Annotated in this window: 19 protein-coding genes; 11 read left to right on the forward strand and 8 right to left on the reverse strand. The window is 70.0% G+C overall.

From position 1 onward, the window contains the following. Positions 1-15: 15 nt before the first annotated feature. The gene (locus tag BCF74_RS04145; RefSeq protein WP_106296690.1) at positions 16-642 is read right to left on the reverse strand and encodes a DUF5701 family protein; all 627 of its coding nucleotides are present in this window, start codon (positions 640-642) and stop codon (positions 16-18) included. 111 nt (positions 643-753) lie between these two features. Here BCF74_RS04145 and BCF74_RS04150 point away from each other — a divergent pair, with 111 nt between their 5' ends. Further along, positions 754-1,488, forward strand: coding sequence for a Type 1 glutamine amidotransferase-like domain-containing protein (locus BCF74_RS04150; RefSeq protein ID WP_106296691.1), 735 nt, complete (start codon positions 754-756; stop codon positions 1,486-1,488). A 31-nt stretch (positions 1,489-1,519) separates the two neighbouring features. Here the strand turns inward: BCF74_RS04150 and BCF74_RS04155 are convergent, their stop codons facing one another. Together BCF74_RS04155 and BCF74_RS04160 are read right to left on the reverse strand one after the other, a co-directional pair. Next, positions 1,520-2,134, reverse strand: coding sequence for a DinB family protein (locus tag BCF74_RS04155; RefSeq protein WP_106296692.1), 615 nt, complete (start codon positions 2,132-2,134; stop codon positions 1,520-1,522). Further along, positions 2,131-4,320, reverse strand: a complete 2,190-nt coding sequence (locus BCF74_RS04160) for an MMPL family transporter (protein WP_245889200.1) — start codon at positions 4,318-4,320, stop codon at positions 2,131-2,133. Before BCF74_RS04160 ends, BCF74_RS04155 begins: the two co-directional genes overlap by 4 nt. 106 nt (positions 4,321-4,426) lie before the next feature. On the opposite strand from BCF74_RS04160, the gene lipB reads away from it, so the two are divergent. The 3 genes from lipB (at position 4,427) to BCF74_RS04175 (ending at position 7,700) form a co-directional block, all read left to right on the forward strand. Beyond that, positions 4,427-5,059, forward strand: a complete 633-nt coding sequence (gene lipB / locus BCF74_RS04165; RefSeq protein ID WP_106296694.1) for a lipoyl(octanoyl) transferase LipB — start codon at positions 4,427-4,429, stop codon at positions 5,057-5,059. A gap of 197 nt (positions 5,060-5,256) precedes the next feature. After that, positions 5,257-6,681, forward strand: coding sequence for a hemolysin family protein (locus BCF74_RS04170; protein ID WP_106296695.1), 1,425 nt, complete (start codon positions 5,257-5,259; stop codon positions 6,679-6,681). Beyond that, positions 6,678-7,700 (forward strand): CNNM domain-containing protein, encoded by a 1,023-nt coding sequence (locus BCF74_RS04175; RefSeq protein WP_106296696.1) that lies wholly within the window; start codon positions 6,678-6,680, stop codon positions 7,698-7,700. The genes BCF74_RS04170 and BCF74_RS04175 overlap by 4 nt, the downstream gene beginning before the upstream one ends. A 70-nt stretch (positions 7,701-7,770) precedes the next feature. Here BCF74_RS04175 and BCF74_RS04180 read toward each other — a convergent pair whose 3' ends face one another. After that, on the reverse strand, positions 7,771-8,298 hold the full coding sequence (locus BCF74_RS04180; RefSeq protein WP_106296697.1) for a hypothetical protein: 528 nt from the start codon (positions 8,296-8,298) through the stop codon (positions 7,771-7,773). A gap of 107 nt (positions 8,299-8,405) precedes the next feature. Between BCF74_RS04180 and lipA the strand changes: the two genes are divergently transcribed. The 3 genes from lipA to BCF74_RS04195 all read left to right on the forward strand — a co-directional run bounded on the left by lipA (position 8,406) and on the right by BCF74_RS04195 (position 11,106). Next, positions 8,406-9,431, forward strand: coding sequence for a lipoyl synthase (lipA, locus tag BCF74_RS04185; RefSeq protein WP_106296698.1), 1,026 nt, complete (start codon positions 8,406-8,408; stop codon positions 9,429-9,431). 94 nt (positions 9,432-9,525) lie between these two features. Further along, positions 9,526-10,251, forward strand: coding sequence for a DUF4191 domain-containing protein (locus BCF74_RS04190; protein ID WP_106296699.1), 726 nt, complete (start codon positions 9,526-9,528; stop codon positions 10,249-10,251). A 189-nt stretch (positions 10,252-10,440) separates the two neighbouring features. Further along, a complete protein-coding gene (locus BCF74_RS04195; RefSeq protein WP_106296700.1) occupies positions 10,441-11,106 on the forward strand; it encodes a LysE family translocator in 666 nt (221 codons plus the stop codon). Positions 11,107-11,280: 174 nt separating this feature from the next. Here BCF74_RS04195 and BCF74_RS04200 read toward each other — a convergent pair whose 3' ends face one another. Continuing rightward, positions 11,281-12,999: a glycerol-3-phosphate dehydrogenase/oxidase gene (locus BCF74_RS04200; RefSeq protein WP_106296701.1), complete on the reverse strand. Its 1,719-nt coding sequence runs from the start codon at positions 12,997-12,999 to the stop codon at positions 11,281-11,283. A gap of 179 nt (positions 13,000-13,178) precedes the next feature. Here BCF74_RS04200 and BCF74_RS04205 point away from each other — a divergent pair, with 179 nt between their 5' ends. Beyond that, positions 13,179-13,895, forward strand: coding sequence for an MIP/aquaporin family protein (locus BCF74_RS04205; RefSeq protein WP_106296719.1), 717 nt, complete (start codon positions 13,179-13,181; stop codon positions 13,893-13,895). A gap of 68 nt (positions 13,896-13,963) precedes the next feature. Continuing rightward, positions 13,964-15,484 carry a glycerol kinase GlpK gene (gene glpK / locus BCF74_RS04210; protein WP_106296702.1) on the forward strand — a complete coding sequence of 507 codons (1,521 nt, stop codon included), beginning with the start codon at positions 13,964-13,966 and terminating at the stop codon, positions 15,482-15,484. 3 nt (positions 15,485-15,487) lie between these two features. On the opposite strand, the gene BCF74_RS04215 is transcribed toward glpK, so the two are convergent. Next, positions 15,488-15,910 carry an RDD family protein gene (locus tag BCF74_RS04215; RefSeq protein ID WP_245889201.1) on the reverse strand — a complete coding sequence of 141 codons (423 nt, stop codon included), beginning with the start codon at positions 15,908-15,910 and terminating at the stop codon, positions 15,488-15,490. Between the two features lie 171 nt (positions 15,911-16,081). On the opposite strand from BCF74_RS04215, the gene glnA reads away from it, so the two are divergent. Next, the gene (gene glnA, locus BCF74_RS04220) at positions 16,082-17,506 is read left to right on the forward strand and encodes a type I glutamate--ammonia ligase (protein WP_106296703.1); all 1,425 of its coding nucleotides are present in this window, start codon (positions 16,082-16,084) and stop codon (positions 17,504-17,506) included. 18 nt (positions 17,507-17,524) lie between these two features. Here the strand turns inward: glnA and BCF74_RS17030 are convergent, their stop codons facing one another. Continuing rightward, a complete protein-coding gene (locus BCF74_RS17030) occupies positions 17,525-17,839 on the reverse strand; it encodes a hypothetical protein (RefSeq protein WP_146132869.1) in 315 nt (104 codons plus the stop codon). Positions 17,840-17,889: 50 nt separating this feature from the next. Between BCF74_RS17030 and BCF74_RS04225 the strand changes: the two genes are divergently transcribed. After that, positions 17,890-18,162 carry a helix-turn-helix transcriptional regulator gene (locus BCF74_RS04225; protein ID WP_218279195.1) on the forward strand — a complete coding sequence of 91 codons (273 nt, stop codon included), beginning with the start codon at positions 17,890-17,892 and terminating at the stop codon, positions 18,160-18,162. Positions 18,163-18,461: 299 nt separating this feature from the next. On the opposite strand, the gene BCF74_RS04235 is transcribed toward BCF74_RS04225, so the two are convergent. Continuing rightward, positions 18,462-18,737 (reverse strand): ATP-binding protein (locus BCF74_RS04235; protein WP_170070123.1); only part of this gene is annotated, 276 nt, incomplete at its 5' end.

Here is an 18,737-nt window from a genome sequence, read left to right on the forward strand (position 1 = left end):
GACTTTTCCACAGGCTCAGGTGCGGCGGCTCCCCGCGGAGGCGACGCCGAGCCACGTGTGCGGGTTGCCGTCCCAGCACCAGCCGAGCTTCGGCGCCCGCTCGCTGATCCACATCGCCGGGACGCGACGGTCACCGCGTCGCGAGCCGGAGAGCATGAAGCACCGGTTCTTATCGAGCAGCCGCGGCACCTGCGTCACGACGGCGATGCCCTCGTCGATGGTGAGCGGCGTCCGCCCGCGCGAGCGGATCACCGGCAGCGCCTCCTCGGGTCGAACGCCGAGGAACTCCTCGCCGCGGTCGACGTCGACGAGCAGGTATGCCGGTGCGTCCGGGACCGCGAGGTCGTCCAGCGGGTCGTAGGTCGCGAGGTCCCCGGGCGCGTGGTTGCGGTCCACGACACCGGGCCTGCGTCCGTTCGCGAGCCGCAGCAGCGGCACCGTGTCGTAGGGGTCGACGAGCGCTCGCGTCACGACGAGCACGTATGCCGCGCGCCCCGGTTCGTCGTCCCCGCTCACCTCGTCGAGGGTGGTCGCGGTGTCACGCAGCGGCTCGAGCGTGTCGCGAAATCCCTTCTCCCCCAACCCTGCCAGCGATGGATAGCCCAGCTCCACGAGCCGGTCGACCTGCTGCCCGAACGTCATGCAGTCTCCCTCCGAGACGGTTCGCGCCTGGTCCCCGACGGTCGGCGCAGGATCCTCAACGGTCGGAAAGGTCCGCGCGTTCCCGCTGGCTCGACACGTAGAGTCGCCGGCATGCCTGCAGACGCCCCCACCATCCTCGCGACCTCCGGCGGCTACCGTCCCGGAACCCGCACCTTCCTCGAGCTCGACGCACTCGTGCACCACGCCGTGGAGCTCTCCGGAGTCACCGGTCGGACGCCACGAGTGCTCTTCGTCGGGACGGCGGGCGGTGACCAGCGCTACTTCAACGACCACGTGCGGCAGGCGGGCCGACTCGCGGGCTTCGCCATCGAGACGCTCGACCTCTTCCCCATGCCGAACCACGAGGACGTGCCCGCACTCCTCCTCGACCAGGACGTCGTCTGGGTCCAGGGCGGCTCGGTCGCGAACCTGCTCGCCGTGTGGCAGGTGCACGACCTCGGGCCGGCGCTGCGGGCCGCGTGGGAGGCCGGCGTGGTGCTGTCCGGTGTCTCCGCCGGGTCGATCTGCTGGTACGTCGGCGGGACGACCGACTCCTTCGGTCCGGAGCTGCGGGCGGTGACGAACGGACTCGGCCTGCTCCCCTACGGCAACGGCGTCCACTACGACTCCGAGGAGCGGCGGCGCCCGCTCGTGCACGAGCTCGTCGCGAACGGCACCCTGCCGACGACGCACTGCACCGACGACGGGGTGGGCCTGGTCTACCGCGGTACCGAGCTCGTCGAGGCGGTGAGCGAGCGCGACGGCAAGGCCGCGTTCATCGTGAGCCGCGAGGGCGACGTGGCCGTCGAGGAGCGGATCGAGCCGCGACGACTCACCAACCCGTGAGTCCGCGCCACCTGCCGAGAACGACTGTGGCTCAGGCAAACTCGTCGGCTGCAGCCTGCACGCGGGTCCGATAGTCCGCCCACCACCGGGCGTCGCCGTCGGGCAGGTTGGACACGCCGTCGCGCAGACCGGCGGACTCGTCGATGAGCTCGCGCACGATGTCGAGGTGACCGGCGTGCCGGTTTGTCTCGGCGATCATGTGCACGAGCAGCAGGTGCAGTGGCACGTCCCGTCCACGCTCTCCCCACCACGGCACCGTGCCCGTGGCGTCGAGACCGAGCTCGTCGATGACGGCGTCGGAGTGCTCCCCCACCCGCCGGTAGAGGGCGAGGATCTCCTCGCTCGACTCCTCGGGCGTGGCCCACATGTCGCCGTTGTCCTCGAGCTCCTCGGCGACCAGGGCGACATACCACCCCGGCATGTCCGGGACGGGGCGGCCGAGGCAGTCGCCGAAGTAGCCGGCCTCCGTGCCCGCGAGGTGCTTGACGACGCCGAGGAGGTTCGTGCCCGTGGCGGTGAGCGGCCGGCGCAGGTCGTGCTCGCTCAGCCCCTCGAGCTTCCACAGGACAGCGTCACGGATCGAACGGAAGTAGCGCTGCAGCACGGACTTCGGGTCATTGGCCTGAGTCGGTCGGGTGTCGGTCATGTCGGCCTCTCCCTGCGGTGGCGACCCGGGGCGGCAGCGCCCCTGGCCAGTCTCGAGGGCCACCAGACGGCTGGCCCGATGTCGTGGGCGAGGGCGGGGACGAGCAGACTACGCACGACGAACGTGTCGAGGATGACGCCGAACGCGACGATGAAGGCGACCTGCACGAGGAAGACGAGCGGCAGCACCGTCAATGCCGAGAACGTCGCCGCGAGAACGATGCCGGCGCTCGTGATGACTCCTCCGGTCACAGCCAGGCCGACGAGGATGCCGGGCCTGGTCCCGCGGTGGACCGACTCCTCGCGCACCCTCGTCATGAGGAAGATCGAGTAGTCGATGCCGAGCGCGACGAGGAAGACGAACCCGTAGAGCGGGATCGCCGGGTCGCTGCCGCCGAAGCCGAGCACGTGGTCGAAGACGAGGGACGCGACCCCGATCGTTGCGGCGAAGGAGACGACGTTGGCGACGACGAGCAGGAACGGCGCGACGATCGAGCGCAGCAGGACGCACAGCACGAGGAAGATCACGACGAGGATGACCGGGACGATGACCCGCAGGTCTCGCCCGCTCGCCTCGAGGACGTCGAGGTTGATCGCCGCCTGGCCGCCGACGAGCGCGTCCGGGCTCACCGCGTCGAGGTCCGCCCGGAGGCGGCGCACGGTGTCCTCGGCCTCCTGACTGTCCGTCGCGGCGGTGCTCGTGCCCTGCAGCAGCACCCTCCCGTCGACGACCGGAGGCTCGGGCACGGGCTGGCCCGGCACGGGAGGCGAGACACCGGCATACGCACTCTCGATGCCCGGGTCCGCCTCGAGGACGGCGAGGGCGGCATCGGCCTGCGCCTGCGGCACGACGACCTGCACCGGGCTACCGGCACCGGCCGCGAAGTGCCGCTCGATGGCCTCCTGCGCCTGCACCGAGTCCGTCGGCTCGAGGAAGGTGTCCTTGATGGTCACGCCCTCGGCACGGAACGTCGGGGCGAACGCGGCGGCGGCGAGCAGGACGGCCAACGTGACCACCCACGTCCGGCGCGGGTGCCGGCCGACGAGGCCGGAGACCCGACCCCAGAGCGACCTCGTGCCGACGGTGTCCTCACCGTGGGCGTGGTCGACGCGAGGAGCGAACGGCCAGAACGCCGCCCGGCCGAAGACCAAGAGCACGGCAGGGAGGAAGGTGAGCGAGGCGAGGAGGGCGCCGGCGATGCCGATGGCACCGACCGGGCCGAGACCGGCGGTGTTCTGCAGGCTCGCGAGCAGCAGGCACAGCAGCCCCAGGATGACGGTCGCCGCCGACGCCGAGATGGGCTCGACGGCACCGCGCCATGCGCGTTTCAGCGCGACCCACGTCGAGGCCTCGTCGTGCAGCTCCTCCTTGAACCGGCTGACGAGCAGCAGGGCATAGTCCGTCGCGGCGCCGACGACGAGGATGAACATGATTCCCTGCGACTGGCCGGACAGCTCGATCGTGCCGCGCTCCGCGAGCGGCCGGATGACCAGCGCGGCGAGGCTGAGGCCGAGGACCGAGCTGAAGAGGACCGCGATCGGCAAGATCGGGCTGCGGTACACGACGAGCAGGATGACGAGGACCACCGCGAGCGCGACGAGCAGGAGGATGCCGTCGATGCCGGCGAAGGCTGCCTCGAAGTCGGAGATCAGCCCACCCGGACCGCCGACGTGCGAGGTCATCCCCGTGCCGTCGACGGCGAGGCGCGCCTCGGTGCGCAGCTCCTCGGCCGCGGCGAACAGTGGCGCCCGCTCGGCAACCACCGTCGACGACGCGCGTTCGGAGAGCGGCACCACGAGCAGCGCCGCCTGTCCGTCCTCGCTCGGGACGGGCACGATCTGGGCTCCCTCGACGAGGTACTCCCCCACCGTCGCGTCCATCTCGGGCAGCGGAACCGTCGGGATCTCCCGAGCGAGCCCCGCGAGGGCGCCGAGGTCGCGTTCGGTGAGCCGCTCGCCGGCCGGCTTCTCGGCCACGATGATGAGCGGCACGCTCTCCTCGTCCTCGAACCGGGCGACGGCGTCGAGGACCGCCGTCGACTCCGAGTCCGCGGGGAGGAAGGAGGCGTTGTCGTTCTTCTGCACCTCGGAGAGCCGGCCGACCGCCGGCCCCCCGATCCCGCCGACGGCGAGCCAGGCCAGCACGACGAGGAGCGCAGCCAGCAGCACCGCGCGTGGTCTGCCCACGCCCCCTGACCCACTCTGTCCGTGCGGCACGCCACCCACCCTAGGCGGGAGCGGTGACGCCCGAGGCGCGCGCACGGCATACCGGAGGACGGCATACCGTAGGGCCATGCGGTTCGAGCACGTGGGCTTCGCGCCCGACTTCGTCGACTACGAGGCGGGCTGGGCGCGCCAGCGCGAGGTGCACGACGACGTCGTCGAGGGGCGGGTGCCGGACACCACGCTGCTTCTCGAGCACGCGGCCGTCTACACCGCCGGCAAGCGCACGCAGCCGCACGAGCGGCCGTTCGACGGCACCCCGGTCATCGATGTCGACCGCGGCGGCAAGATCACCTGGCACGGGCCGGGCCAGCTCGTCGGCTACCCCATCGTCGCGCTGCCCGAAGTGCCCATCGACGTCGTCGCGCACGTGCGCCGCCTCGAGGAGGCGATGATGCGGATGACGCGCGAGTTCGGCGTCGAGACGGTGCGTGTCGAGGGACGCAGCGGGGTGTGGGTGCTCGCGGACGACCGCGGCCCGGACCGCAAGCTCGGCGCCATCGGGGTGCGGGTGAGCCGGCGCACGACGATGCACGGCTTCGCCCTCAACTGCGACGCCGACCTCTCGTGGGCCGACAACATCGTCGCCTGCGGCATCGCCGACGCGGGGGTCTCGTCGATCAGCCTCGAGGCCGGCCGCACCGTGACCGTGCAGGACCTCCTGCCGTATGCCGAGAAGCACCTCACCGACGTTCTCGGCTGACCCCGCAGCCACCAGCCCTCACCTCGGCGGCGGCGTCCGGAACTTCGGCGGCTCCCCGGTCGTACAGGTTCGTACACGACAGTGACCCCACCGAACCCCTGAGGCGGAGCCGCACCCGTGGAACCCACCACGCCCCCTGACGAACCCACCGACGACGACCCCAGTCACCATCCCACCCCGCTCGGGGGTGAGCGCTGATGGCGACCACCGTCCTCACCCTGCTGCTGGGACTGCTCGCGATCGCGCTGATCATCGCGGCGAACGGCTACTTCGTGGCGCAGGAGTTCGCCTACATGTCGGTCGACCGCACGCGCCTTCGCGCTGCGGCGGCGGCCGGTGACGGCGCGGCCAAGCGCGCCCTCTCGGTCACGCAGCGGACCTCGTTCATGCTGTCCGGCGCACAGCTCGGCATCACGGTCACCGGCCTGCTCGTCGGCTACGTCGCCGAGCCCCTCGTCGGCGAGTCCATCGGTGCGCTGCTCGGCGGGGTGGGTGTCCCCACGGCTGTCGGCATCACCGCCGGCACCGTCGGCGCCCTGACCCTGTCCACCGTCGTGCAGATGATCTTCGGCGAGCTCTACCCCAAGAACCTCGCCATCGCGAGCCCGGAACCGTTGGCGCGCAAGCTCGCTCGCTCGACCCTCATCTATCTCACCGTCTTCGGCTGGCTCATCGTCGTCTTCGACAAGTCGGCGAACCTGCTGCTCCGTGCCCTGCGCATCGACCCGGTCGAGGACGTCGAGACCTCGGCCACCGCGCGCGACCTCGAGTCGATCGTCGCGGACTCGCGCGAGAGCGGCGACCTGCCGAGCGAGCTGTCCTTCACGCTCGCGCGGATCCTCGAGTTCCCCGAGCGCGACGTGGAGCACGCGATGGTTCCGCGCTCGCGCGTCGGCGCCGTCCGCGAGGACACCGACGTCGAAGACGTCCGCCGGCTCATGGCCGAGGGTCACACGCGCTACCCGGTCGTGTCGGGTCGCGACGACGTCGTCGGCGTCGTGGAGCTCGTCGACGTCCTGCAGGCGCAGGGGTCCCGCCCGGTGAGCGACATCATGCGGCCGCCGCTCGTCGTCCCGGCCCTCATGCCGCTGCCGGAGCTGTTCGCGGCGATGCGCGACGCGGGTACCGAGCTTGCGTGCGTCATCGACGAGTACGGCGGCTTCGCCGGCATCGTCACCACCGAGGACCTGGCCGAGGAGGTCGTCGGCGAGATCACCGACGAACACGACCCCGAGGCGCAGGAGGTCGTCCACGAGTCCGGCACGAACGTCTGGACCATGGACGGCGACGTCCCCGTCGACGAGGCGGAACGCGCCATCGGCCACGTCCTCCCCCGTGGCGACCACGAGACGATGGCCGGCCTGCTCATCGCCCGGCTCGGGGAGCTGCCCGAGGTCGGCACCATCACCCGGGTCGAGCTGCCCGACGACCCCGGCGACCTCGTCGAGGGCGACCCCGTGCGACGGGCTCTCGAGATCGAGGTCCTCGAGGTCGAACGTCATGTCCCGTCGCTCCTGCGCGTCCGGCTGCTCGAGGACGCGGACGACGGCACCGACCCGCACCCCGACACGGACACCGGCGCTGACGTCGACTCCGACGCCACGCAGGAGGAGCGGTCATGAGCAACCCCTGGGTGGTCACCGCCGCGACCGTCGCGCTCATCGCGCTGAGCGCCTTCTTCGTCATCATCGAGTTCGCCCTGCTCGGGGCGCGCCGGCACCGTCTCGAGGAGGCCGCCGTCACGAGCCGGGCGGCCCGGGCCGCGCTGCGCTCGTCGCACGAGCTGACGATCATGCTCGCCGGCGCCCAGCTCGGCATCACGGCCTGCACGTTCGCGCTCGGTGCCATCACCAAGCCCGCGGTCGACAAGGTCCTCGACCTGCTGTTCGAGAGCTGGGGCATCCCCGACCACGTGAGCGGTGTCAGTGCGTTCGTGCTGTCCCTGCTGCTCGTGACGTTCCTCCACCTCGTCGTCGGCGAGATGGCGCCGAAGTCGTGGGCGATCGCCCACCCCGAGCGCGCCGCCGTGGCGATCGGCCTGCCGGCGCGGGCGTACATCCGGCCCATCCGCGGCCTGCTCACGTGGGTCAACGCCGTGGCCAACCGCCTCGTCGCCCGCTCCGGCGTCACCCCCGTGGACCGGGCAGCCGCGGGCGGCCGCGACGCGGACACGCTCCGCCAGCTCGTCGAGGACTCGATCAACGTCGGCGCGCTCGACGCCTCCTACCGCGCCCAGCTGCACGGCGCGCTGGAGCTCGAGAGCCTGCGCGTCGGCGACCTGCTCGAGGGCCGTGGCGGATCTCCGACCGCGGTCCCGGCGGACGCCGTGGTCGCCGACGTCCAGGCCGCCGCAACCCGTACGGGCCACCTGCGCGTCCTCGTCGACAGCGGGGACGACGTCGGCGTCGTGCACGTGCGCGACACGCTGCTCGCGGACCGTGGCGCACCCGCCCGGCAGTTCGCGCGCGAGGCCATGGCGCTCTCCCCCACGACCCTCGCCTACGAGGCGTTCGCGGCGATGCGTGACGCGAGCGAGCAGCTCGCGGTCGTCCGTGAGGACGGCCGCGTCGTCGGCGTCGTCACGGTCGGCGACATCCTGCGCTGGCTGCTGCCCCGCGTCGACGACGAGGCCGGCGCCTGACCGCGGACCGTATGCCGTCCGCGCACCCGCGCGGACGGCATACGAACGCTTCTTGGCAGGCGCGCACACCTCACCGACGACGGCGGCGGACGGTGCGCCCCGGCCTGCGCACGAGAAGGTCGGAGAAGTCCTCGTCGACCCGGTCGTAGCCCCCGTCCCGGATCGACCGCAACAGGTCATCGAGATCGTCCGGGGTGACGTCGGTGCGTGTCTCGACGTGCCGCCCCCACTCATAGAGGTGGATGACCGGGCCGCGTCCGCGCAGTCGCTGCGCGAGCCACCAGGCGGGCGCGGCAAGGGCCGCGAGGAGGATCTCCACGAGCGCCGGAACCGGTGCCCCGACGATGAGCACGGCATGCACGAGGAGGTGGGACAGGGCTCGCTCCTGGCGACTCTCGCGCGACTCGAACGGCACTGCGGCCACGGGTCGGGTGCCCGCGCCGATGAGCTCCCCGATGACGCCCGCGACGCCCATGATCCACCGCGGCCGCCAGGCGAGGTTCTGCCGCCATAGGAAGAGCTCGCGCCCGTCCGAGGCGGTCTCGATCATGAACCCGTGCCACGGGACGCGCGTCGTCGAGAGCTGGTGCACTGCCATGACTGGAGTGTGGCGCAGACGCAGAATCCGGCCGGGCGGTTGTCCACAGGCGCTGGCGCGCGGAGGTCCGTGAGGGAGGCCACACGAGCGGGCGTACCCTTGAGTGCGTGACTGTCGCACCCGAAGGACGTCGTCTCCTGCGCGTCGAGGCGCGCAACGCGCAGACCCCGATCGAGCGCAAGCCGGAGTGGATCCGGACCACCGCCAAGATGGGGCCGGAGTACACCGCGCTGCACTCCATGGTGAAGACCGAGGGGCTGCACACCGTCTGTCAGGAAGCCGGCTGTCCCAACATCTTCGAGTGCTGGGAGGACCGCGAGGCGACCTTCCTCATCGGCGGCGACATCTGCACCCGCCGCTGCGACTTCTGCGACATCACGTCTGGTCGCCCGAACGCGCTGGACCTCGACGAGCCGCGCCGCGTCGCCGAGTCGGTCGCCCAGATGGGGCTGCGCTACTCGACCGTGACCGGCGTCGCCCGCGACGACCAGCCGGACGGCGCGGCCTGGCTCTACGCCGAGACGATCCGCCAGATCCACGCGAAGAACCCCAACACCGGCGTCGAGATCCTCCCGCCGGACTTCGGCGCCAAGCCCGAGCTCGTCGGCCAGGTCTTCGACGCCCGCCCCGAGGTGTTCGCACACAACCTCGAGACGGTGCCGCGCATCTTCAAGGAGATCCGCCCGGCCTTCACCTACGACAAGTCACTCAAAGTGCTCACCATGGCCCGCAAGGCCGAGCTGGTCACGAAGTCCAACCTCATCCTCGGCATGGGCGAGGAGGACCACGAGGTCGAGCAGGCCATCCGCGACCTGCACGACGCCGGCTGCGACATCCTCACGATCACGCAGTACCTCCGACCCTCGAAGCTGCACCACCCGATCGACCGGTGGGTCAAGCCCGAGGAGTTCGTGCACTGGAGCGAGTTCGCCGAGGAGATCGGGTTCAAGGGCGTCATGGCGGGACCGCTCGTCCGCTCGTCCTACCGCGCGGGTCGTCTCTGGGCGACGGCCATGCGCAAGTGGGGCCGCGAGATCCCCGAGCACCTGTCGCACCTCGCCGAGGCCGCGAACGACCCGGCCCGCCAGGAGGCCGCCGCGTTGGTGGCCCGCCCGGCACGCGCCGTATCCTGAGGGTCTGACCCACCGGCATACGCCCTTGGTGCTGGCACCTCGCCGGCACCCGCGCGCTCGCCGGGACCACCGACCTCAGGAAGCACCCACAGACGTGTCCGACACCACCGAGAAGAAGCCGGGCCGCCTGGCCGAGATCCGCCAGGGCTACCGCGCCATCAAGCAGCTCGACCCGCGCATCGGGCTCTACATGCTGCTCGCGGCGGTCGTGACGTTCGTCGTCATCGCCGGGCTGGGGTTCCTCCTCGGTGGGCTGTGGCGCTGGTACCTGCTCCTCGTCGCGATCCCGTCCGCCCTGCTCGCCGCGGTGTTCGTCATGAACCGTCGCGGCAACAAGGCGATGTACGGCGTCCTCGAGGGGCAGGCCGGAGCCGCCGGTGCCGCGCTGCAGAGCATGGGCCGCCGTGGCTGGTACGCCTCGACCGAGCCGGTCGCCGTGGACGCGAACCGGGCGTCGAAGCCGAGCGACCTCTCCGGCGCGGCCATGGTGTTCCGGGCGCTGGGGCGGCCCGGCGTCGTGCTCATCGGTGAGGGCCCGAAGCAGCGCGTGCAGAAGCTGCTCAGGGCCGAGGAGAAGAAGGTCACCCGCGTCGCCCCGGGTGTGCCCGTGCACCTGTGGGTCGTCGGCGATGGTGAGGACGAGGTCAAGGTCAGCAAGATCAGCAGCAAGCTGACGCGCATGCGCCCGGTCCTCACCAAGGACGAGACGTCGGTCGTCAACAAGCGCCTGAAGTCCCTCGGTGGGCTGCGCACCGGTGTCCCGGCGGGCATGGACCCGACGAAGGCCCGGGTCGACCGCCGCGCGATGCGCGGGAAGTGACCCGGAGCGGTCGGTGACCCGACCGTGCACACAGCGGTTCGCGAACCACCGAGTCGTTCGCAGACCGGATCGATCCGGACTGCGAAGCAGCGCGTGGTTCGCGAACCGGATTGGGCAGGACGTGCGGTGCCGCGGCCGGTTCGCGATATCCGCTCACCTGGTGTGGGTGGTCGCCGCTAGCGTTCTCGTATGCCGTCCGCGCCCACCCTTGCCGCCTTCGCCGTGGCGTCCCTCCTCCTCATCCTCATGCCGGGTCCGGCCATGCTGTTCCTCGTGGCCCGGGGCGTGTCCGGTGGGCGGCGCGTCGGTGTCATGTCGGCGATCGGCGTCGAGTCCGCGACGGCGACGTTCGTCGTCGCGACGGCGCTCGGGCTGACCGCGGTCCTCGCGACGTCCGCGCTCGCCCTGTCGGTCATCCGGTATGTCGGCGCCGCCTATCTCGTCTGGCTCGGCATCGGTGTCATGCGCCGCCGGGGTGGCGACAGCGAGGACGTTCCACAGCCCGTCGTGCGGGCAGTACGCAGCGACTGGGCGAGCCTGCGCCAGGGCTACCTCGTCGGGATCGCGAACCCCAAGGTGGCGCTCTTCTTCCTCGCGTTCTTCCCGCAGTTCCTCGATCCCGCGCGGGGCTCGATGACGAGCCAGATCCTCGTGCTCGGGGCGGTGTTCGTGACGATCGGGCTGCTCTTCGACATGAGCTACGGCGCGCTGGCGGGTGCCATCCACGCGCGCATCGTCGCGCGTCGGGCTCGTCGCGGGGTCGAGAAGGGCTCGCGCAAGGGCCGCGTCGCGATCGGGCTGACCTACATCGGCCTGGGCGGCTTCACCGCGGCCACCGGCGCCCGGAGCATCTGACCCAACCCCGCGCTCGTCCCTGACCGGACGCTCCCGGGACGGCGCGCGGACGGCATACGAGGACCCACGACGGCTCGCGAGCCGCGCGCTCCTTCGTACGCTGGATCGATCCGGCTCGCGAAGCGCGAGGTCGGCTCGCGAGCCGGGTTGGGCGGGGCCCGACCAGCCGGCCGGTCAGGTGAGGGCGCGCCCGACCGCGAGGTTGCGCACGTCCTTGGCGGCGATGCGCTCGGCGTTGGCCTCCTGGTCGTTCTGCTCCTTCTGCGACTCGCGCTCGGCCTCGACCCGCGCGGTGTAGGCCGCCACCTCGGTCGCGATCCGCTCGTCGTCCCAGCCGAGGTGCGGGGCAACGAGCCGTGCCGCGGCCTCCGCGCTGGCGACGCCGCGGTCCGGTGTCTCGATGGAGATCCGCGTACGACGGGTGAGCAGGTCGTCGAGGTGCAGGGCACCCTCGTGCGTGACGCCATAGACGACCTCGACCTTGAGGTACTCCTCCGCGCCCGGCAGCGGCTCGAGCAGGCTCGGGTCGTCGTCGGCCAGCGCGAGCACCTCGTCGAGCATCGAGCCGTAGCGGTCGAGCAGGTGGGTGATCCGCCAGACCGGCAGGGAGCGCTTGCGGGCAAGACGCTCGACCTGGTTGACGAGGGCGTGGTAGCCCTGCGCACCCACGAGCGGGATGTGCTCGGTCACGCTGCTCGCAAGGTCCCCACCGAGGTCCTCCCCCGCAGCGTCGACCGCATCCTCGGCCATGACCCGGTAGGTCGTGTACTTGCCGCCGGCGATCGAGTAGAGCCCCGGCTGCGGGCGGGCGACGGCGTGCTCCCGGGAGAGCTGGCTCGTCGAGTCGCTCTCGCCGGAGAGCAGCGGGCGCAGGCCGGCATAGACGCCCTGGATGTCGTCGTGCGTCAGCGGCACGGTCAGGACGGTGTTGACGTGCTCGAGGATGTAGTCGATGTCCGCCTCGCTCGCCGCCGGGTGGGCCTTGTCGAGCTCCCAGTCGGTGTCGGTCGTGCCGACGATCCAGTGCGTGCCCCAGGGGATGACGAAGAGGACGGACTTCTCGGTGCGCAGGATGATGCCGGTCTCGGAGTTGATCCGGTCGCGCGGCACGACGATGTGCACACCCTTCGACGCCCGCACGTGGAAGCGGCCGCGACCGCCCGCGAGGGTCTGGATCTCGTCGGTCCACACGCCGGTGCAGTTGATGACGACCGACGCGGAGACGTCGACCGTGTCCCCGGTCTCGACGTCCTCGATCGTCGCGCCGACGATGCGCTCCCCCGCGCGCTTCAGCCCGGTCACCCGCGCGGAGCTGAGGACCGTCGCGCCGTATGCCGCCGCGGTGCGCACCACGGTGAGCGTGTGCCGGGCGTCGTCGGCCTGGGCGTCGTAGTAGAGCAGCGCACCGGTGAGGGCCGAGCGCTTGATGCCCGGGGCCATGCGCAGCGCCCCGCTGCGGGTGAGCTGCTTGTGCCGCGGGACGGACCGCGCGCCACCCATGGAGTCGTAGAGGGTGAGCCCGGCGGTGACGTAGGGCCGCTCCCACACGCGGTGGGTCAGCGGGTAGAGGAACGACACCGGCTTGACGAGGTGCGGCGCGATCGAGGTGAGCATGAGCTCGCGCTCCTTGAGCGCCTCACGCACGAGGGCGAAGTTCATCTGCTCGAGGTAGCGCAGTCCGCCGTGGAACAGCTTCGACGAGCGCGACGACGTGCCCGAGGCGAAGTCACGCTGCTCGACCAGCGCCACCGAGAGCCCCCGGGTCGCGGCGTCGAGGGCCACACCAGCGCCGGTGACCCCGCCACCGATGACGAGCACGTCGAACTGGTTGTCCCGCAGGCGCTCCCACGCCTTGCTCCGGTAGGCCCCGTCCAGCTTCGGTGGGTTCGCCATCGCTGATCCTCCTGCGTCGCGCGTCGGGACGACGGGGACCACTGCGGAAATGGCCCGTCGTGCCCCGTTGTCAGGGTCGACTCTACGACTAGGGTCGGGTGCGCACCTCAGGCGGAGTGGCCTGCACGAAGAAGCCGTGCGGGCCCCTGCTCGACACGAAAGGGGTACGGGTGGACAGCCTGGACTTCGGAACGATCTTCCTGCACGAGACGATCGGCACGGCCCTTCTTCTGCTCCTCGGTACCGGCGTCGTCGCCAATGTGGCGCTCGCGAAGACCAAGGGCTTCGACGGAGGCTTCCTCCTCGTGAACTTCGGCTGGGGCATCGGCGTCTTCGCCGGTGTGTATGCCGCGTACAAGTCGGGCGCGCACCTCAACCCGGCTGTCACCTTGGGCCTGCTCGCCTCGGGCGCGGACCTGTCCGCGGGCCAGATCGTCGCCTACCTGCTCGCGCAGTTCCTCGGCGCCTTCATCGGCGCGGTCCTGTGCTGGCTCGCCTACCGCAAGCACTTCGACGACCCGGACTCCGACCCGGACGCCAAGCTCGCCGTCTTCTCGACGAGCCCGGGTATCGCCAGCCCGTTCTGGAACGTCATGACCGAGGTCATCGGCACGTTCGTCCTCGTCTTCGTCGTCATCGCCTTCGGCAAGACGCCCTCGGGGCTCGGACCGCTCGCGGTCGCCCTCCTCGTCGTCGGCATCGGCGCGAGCCTGGGTGGGCCGACCGGCTACGCCATCAACCCGGCACGTGACCTCTCACCGCGCATCGCCCACGCCGTCCTGCCCATCAGGAACAAGGGCGGCAGCAACTGGGGGTACTCGTGGGTGCCGGTCGTCGGCCCGATCATCGGCGGCGTCCTCGCTGGCATCGTCGCCAACCTCGTCGACTACGTCTGAGCTGAAAGCGCCTCTCCCCCAGCTGAACTCGCACCACTCACTCTCGAGACTCCAGGAGCTGCAGCACCATGGCACCCAAGACCTACATCCTCGCCATCGACCAGGGCACGACCAGCACCCGCGCGATGATCTTCGACAAGGCCGGCAGCGTCGTCGCCGTCGACCAGGTCGAGCACGAGCAGATCTTCCCCAAGGCCGGCTGGGTCGAGCACGACCCGATCGAGATCTGGGAGAACACGCGCAAGGTCATCGGCGGCGCCCTCGCCAAGGCCAACCTCAACAGCAAGAACATCGCCGGCATCGGCATCACCAACCAGCGCGAGACCGCGGTCGTGTGGGACAAGTCGAACGGCCAGCCGGTCTACAACGCCATCGTCTGGCAGGACACCCGCACCCAGAAGATCGTCGACGAGCTGGCCGGTGACGACGGCACGGACAAGTACAAGGCGAAGGTCGGCCTCCCGCTGGCGACCTACTTCTCCGGCCCCAAGGTGAAGTGGATCCTCGACAACGTCGACGGCGCCCGCGAGAAGGCGGAGAAGGGCGAGCTGCTCTTCGGCAACACCGACACGTGGGTCCTGTGGAACCTCACCGGCGGCGCGGAGAACGACGGAGTGCACGTCACGGACGTGACCAACGCGAGCCGCACGATGCTCATGGACCTGTCGACCCTGCAGTGGGACGAGTCCATCGCGGCCGACATGGGCATCCCGATGTCGATGCTGCCGGAGATCAAGTCCTCGTCCGAGGTCTACGGGGAGGCCAAGCCCGGCGTGCTCAACGGCACCCCGGTCGCCGGCATCCTCGGCGACCAGCAGGCGGCGACCTTCGGCCAGGCATGCCTCGAGAAGGGCATGGCGAAGAACACCTACGGCACCGGCAACTTCATGCTCCTCAACACCGGTGAGGAGCAGGTGCCGAGCGAGAACGGCCTGCTCACGACGGTCTGCTACAAGATCGGCGACAACGCGCCGGTCTACGCCCTCGAGGGCTCCATCGCCGTCACCGGCTCGCTCGTGCAGTGGGTGCGCGACAACCTCGGCCTCATCGGCAGCGCCCCCGAGATCGAGAAGCTCGCGCTCAGCGTCGAGGACAACGGCGGCACGTACTTCGTGCCCGCCTTCTCGGGCCTGTTCGCACCGCACTGGCGCAGTGATGCCCGTGGTGCCCTCGTCGGCATGACGCGCTACGTCAACAAGGGCCACATCGCCCGGGCAGTGCTCGAGGCGACCGCGTTCCAGACCCGCGAGGTCCTCGACGCGATGAACGCCGACTCCGGCGTCCCGCTCACCGAGCTCAAGGTCGACGGCGGCATGGTCGTCAACGAGACGCTCATGCAGTTCCAGGCCGACCTGCTCGGCGTCGACGTCGTCCGTCCCAAGGTCGCCGAGACGACCGCCCTTGGTGCTGCGTATGCCGCGGGGCTGGCTGTCGGGTACTGGGAGAGCGAGCAGGACATCATCGACAACTGGGTCGAGGACAAGCGCTGGACCCCGCAGATGGACGAGGACGAGCGCGAGCGGCTCTACCGCAACTGGAAGAAGGCCGTCAGCAAGACCCTCGACTGGGTCGACGACGACGTCAGCTGAGCCTCAGCGTCGCACGATGACCGTGCCGGCCGCGGCGTCATGGAAGCCGCGGCCGGTGCGGTCCGTCAGGACAGCCGGGACGAACAGGCAGAGCAGCAGCGTCCGGATGACGACCTGGAGCGGGAACGCGCCGCGTCGGAGCTGGAGCACCTGCAGGCCCATGAGTGCGTGGCCGGGCGTCGCCGCGAACGCCGTGACGCAGAGGATGTTGAGGACCGCGAGGATTCCGAGCGGAACGAAGGCCTGCGCTCCCCCGGCCCCGAGCTGCGCCCCGAAGGCGGCGACGGCAAGGACCTGCACGATGACCCAGTCGACCAGCAGACCCACGGCGCGCCGCCACAGCGGCGCCATGGACCCGGGACCGGAAGCCGGCATGCCGAGCTGCTCACCGGCATACGAGCCCTCATCGGGAACGGAACCACTCACAGGCAGTGACTGTATGCGGCGTCACCGTGGACGGTTCCGCGGGGTCACCGCGGGCTCTGGCAGGGTGTAACACCGGCGAAACATTCGAGTCATGGCGCAGAAACCGCCCCCTCCTAGGGTCATGCCCATGCTCGGGCGCCGGCCCGCATTCCCCCATGGCTAGGAGGCCACGTGTTCAGCTCCGCTGACGAGGTCCTGTCCTTCATCAAGGACGAGGACGTCAAGTTCGTCGACATCCGCTTCTGCGACCTGCCCGGCATCATGCAGCACTTCAACGTGCCGGCCGAGACGGTCGACGAGGACTTCTTCACGCAGGGCCAGGCGTTCGACGGCTCGTCGATCCGCGGGTTCCAGGCGATCCACGAGTCCGACATGAAGCTCATCCCGGACCCCAGCACGGCCTACCTCGACCCGTTCCGTGACGAGAAGACGCTCGTCATGAACTTCTCCATCGTCGACCCGTTCACCGACGAGCCCTACAGCCGCGACCCGCGCAACATCGCCGCGAAGGCCGAGGCGTACCTCAAGTCGACCGGCATCGCCGACACCGCGTACTTCGGCGCCGAGGCCGAGTTCTACGTCTTCGACGACGTCCGCTTCGAGACCAAGGCGAACGCCGGTTATTACTTCATCGACTCCGTCGAGGCCGCGTGGAACACCGGTCGCGAGGAGGAGGGCGGCAACAAGGGCTACAAGACGCGCTACAAGGGCGGCTACTTCCCCGTCCCGCCGGTGGACCACTTCGCCGACGTGCGCGACAAGATCTGCCTCAACCTCGCCGAGGTCGGCATCAAGGTCGAGCGCAGCCACCACGAGGTCGGCACCGCGGGCCAGCAGGAGATCAACTACCGCTTCAACACGCTGCTCCTGTCGGGCGACGACATGATGAAGTTCAAGTACGTCGTCAAGAACACGGTGTGGCAGGGCGGCAAGACGGCGACGTTCATGCCGAAGCCGATCTTCGGTGACAACGGCTCGGGCATGCACACGCACCAGTCGCTGTGGAAGGACGGCGAGCCGCTGTTCTACGACGAGCGCGGTTACGGCGGCCTGTCGGACATCGCGCGCTGGTACATCGGCGGCCTGCTCAAGCACGCCCCGGCGGTGCTCGCGTTCACGAACCCGACGGTGAACTCCTACCACCGCCTCGTGCCGGGGTACGAGGCGCCGGTCAACCTCGTCTACTCGGCCCGCAACCGCTCGGCGTGCGTGCGCATCCCGATCGCGGGTGACTCGCCGAAGGCCAAGCGCATCGAGTTCCGCATCCCGGACCCGTCGTGCAACCCGTACCTCGCGTTCGCGGCGCAGCTCATGGCCGGCCTCGACGGGATCAAGAACCGCATCGAGCCGCCGGAGCCGGTGGACAAGGACCTCTACGAGCTGCCGCCGGAGGAGCACGACGCCATCGCCCAGGTCCCGGGCTCGCTCCCGGCGGTGCTGGACGCGCTCGAGGAGGACCACGAGTTCCTGCTCGAGGGTGACGTCTTCACCAAGGACCTCATCGAGACGTGGATCGAGTGGAAGCGCAAGAACGAGGTCGACCCGATCCGCTTCCGCCCGCACCCGCACGAGTTCGAGATGTACTTCGACATCTAACCGGGCCTCCGGCTGCGGTCATTCAGCAACGCCGAACGACCGCAAAGAACAGCCGCTGACCTGCACAAACGCCGCCGAGCGACCTTTTGGTCGTTCGGCGGCGTTTGCTGTTGGTAGCCGCTCGTCTGTTACAAATCCGGTACAAATTTGGGTAGCGCCATCTCCTGCCACACGGTCCTCAGGGGACTCTTCGGGTAGGTCGCGGCCCGGGTCGGTTGCCCGAGCCACCAGCCTGGCATCGCACAGTTGGGCAACCACCGCCGCGATGCCCGAGTCATCTTGCTGCCACATCGTTTCCTCCGACGTGATCGCTCCCATGCCGCCGTCGGACATAGGTGCCCGTAGACCAACTGTCCGTCAACGCCGCGAGGAGGGGCTTGATGATGGCAACGAACTCGAACGTGCCGGCTATGGAACCGGGAATCTTTGGGCCGCGGCGGCGCGGAGACCGCGGAAGCCGGGCACCCAGGCTGGTCGAGGCCCAAGAGCTGTGGGACATCGACGATGTCGCTTCCTACCTTGGCGTGACCAAGCAGACCATCTACTCCTGGCGGACGACAGGTTACGGCCCGGCCGGCTTCCGTGTCGGCAAGCACCTGCGCTGGCGGGCAGCAACCGTGATCAATTGGACGGTGCGACTCGAGGAGAATCAGTGATCCCGACAGGCCATCAGCCTGACCCGGAATCGACTCCATCGCCACCAGCGAGCAGATGCTCATCAGCATGTTTGGTCACCCGGTCCGACGCTGCCGAGGGCTGCCATGGCAAGCATTAGTTCTGGGAGACCATCCGACGACGGCAGCCCTCGTTACGTCGTCAACTACCGAGATCCCGAGGGGCGGCAGCGTCGTAAGACCTTCCGACGCAAGGCCGAGGCGGTTGCGTTCCGCAATGACGGCGCTCAGCGAATTTCCCCAGAGTTGCTCATCGAAGTTCCCCAGGTCGCGGGGTCAGGTTAGTGCAGGTTCGTGCCGGTGGTGACGCGGCGGAGTTCGCCGGCGGCGGCGTGGTGGTTGCGGAGCCGGTAGGAGGCGCCGTCGAGGGTGACGACGACGGAGCGGTGGAGGAGTCGGTCGAGCATGGCGGCGGCGACGGTGGTGTCGCCGAGGATCTCGCCCCAGGCGCCGACGGGCCGGTTGGTGGTGATCACGATCGAGGTCTTCAGGTAGCGCTGGTTGATGACCTGGAACAGGGCGGAGGCGGCTTCGCCGGGCAGCGGCAGGTAGCCGAG

This window comes from Knoellia remsis (assembly GCF_003002895.1).
GTDB lineage: Bacteria > Actinomycetota > Actinomycetes > Actinomycetales > Dermatophilaceae > Knoellia > Knoellia remsis.